Consider the following 1,578-nt stretch of genomic DNA (forward strand, 5'->3'; position numbering starts at 1 on the left):
AGCACTCTTGACATCCATCAACCCAAAGAAACCCACAAAGGGATTGTTACTTGGCACTGACTTTCGGCACGCTGTTGAGTTCTCAAGGAGCGGACGCGCTCGTACTCCAGCCTTTTCGGCCTTCGTTCGAGGCGGTATCTCCACTGTACACCGCGCTCCGCAGCAGTCAAACCTCGGGGGTTTGTCCGGCGGTTTCCCAGGCTGGCGGCCCGGTCCGTTCTCGCTCGGTGCAGGGAGAAGAGTACACCACCCGCGAGGCCCCTCGCAGGGGGGTCCGCGTTGGGGTCCGCGTTGGGGTCCGCATTCCCCCTCCCTGCTCCTGTCACCAGGGCGCCGACGTCCCGTGGGCCGGCTCCAAGCCGTCCTCTCGGGACATGCGGGTCAACGCCGTCCGCCGCGCCGCGCTTCCCGTGCCGGTCCGCCCTGCCTCACAGGTCGGGCGGAGGGAGTGGACGGCGTCTCACGATCCGCTGCCGGGGACGACGCCTCGCCCCTGCCCACTCCCCGCCGCATCCGCGCTCCGCGTCATGGAGCCGGGGGCGGGGACCGGACGACGTGGTCGCGGCGTCCCGACGGGGTGCCCAACGCGGTCGTCCCGCGCGCGCTTCCGGTGACGGCCACGTGCTGCGTCACAGCGCCACACCGGCGGGGTCCGGCGGTCAGGCGACGCCGCGGGGACGGAACTGGACGCTGACCCGGGGCCCCACCGGCTTGGTCGTCTTCGGGATGCAGTGCTCCCACGTCCGCTGGCAGGAACCCCCCATCACCACCAGGTCCCCGTGGCCCAGGGGGAACCGCAGGCTCTCCCCGCCACCGACCGGGCGGAGGAGCAGCGGTCGCGGCGACCCGAAGGACACGATCGCGACCATCGTGTCGGCGCTGCGGCCACGGCCGATCCGGTCGCCGTGCCAGGCCACGCTGTCCCGGCCGTCGCGGTAGAGGCACATGCCGGCGCTGACGAACGGCTCCCCGAGCTCAGGCCCGTAGTGGGCGTCGAGCGCGTCCCGCGCCTCGGTGAGGAGCGGGTGCGGCAGCGGCTCGTCCCCGCCGTACCACCGCAGCAACCGGGGGACGGCGACCTCGCGCTCGTACATCTGCCGGCGGTCGGCCCGCCAGCCGATGTCCCCGAGCAGCACGTCGAGCACCTCGTCGGACCCCTGGACCCAGCCGGGCAGGTGGTCGACCCAGGCGCCGTGAGCAAGCCGGTGCCGGGTGACCGAGAGCGGTCCGAGCTTGACCTCGTCGGCGAGGTCCCACATCGACGGCTGGTGCGCGAGCGACATGGGCGGAGGCTACGCCTAATCGAACGTGTGTACGAGTTCGCGTCGCGCCAACGGCTCCAGTGAGAACGGCCCCGTCCCGGGTCCCGCTGGCCCCCCTGCAGGGTTCCGCCGCGAGCTTGCGAGTGCCGGGGCGGTCTCTTTTACACATCTCCGACCCCACCAGACCGTACTAGACCTCGTATGCCCTCTTCTTCTTGAAAAAAAAAAACAACATACACACTCACCCCGTAGCGTGTACACTGTGCTCTAGCAGCATCACATGACACTCACACCACAACCGCACCTCATCAGCTTT

General features: G+C 69.6%; 1 protein-coding gene. It reads right to left on the bottom strand.

Going from position 1 to position 1,578, the window contains the following annotated elements:
• Positions 1-659: 659 nt before the first annotated feature.
• Positions 660-1,283, bottom strand: coding sequence for an alpha-ketoglutarate-dependent dioxygenase AlkB (locus tag CNO22_RS27000; protein ID WP_100502294.1), 624 nt, complete (start codon positions 1,281-1,283; stop codon positions 660-662).
• Positions 1,284-1,578: the final 295 nt, after the last annotated feature.

Source organism: Geodermatophilus chilensis, from assembly GCF_002802985.1.
Lineage (GTDB): Bacteria > Actinomycetota > Actinomycetes > Mycobacteriales > Geodermatophilaceae > Geodermatophilus > Geodermatophilus chilensis.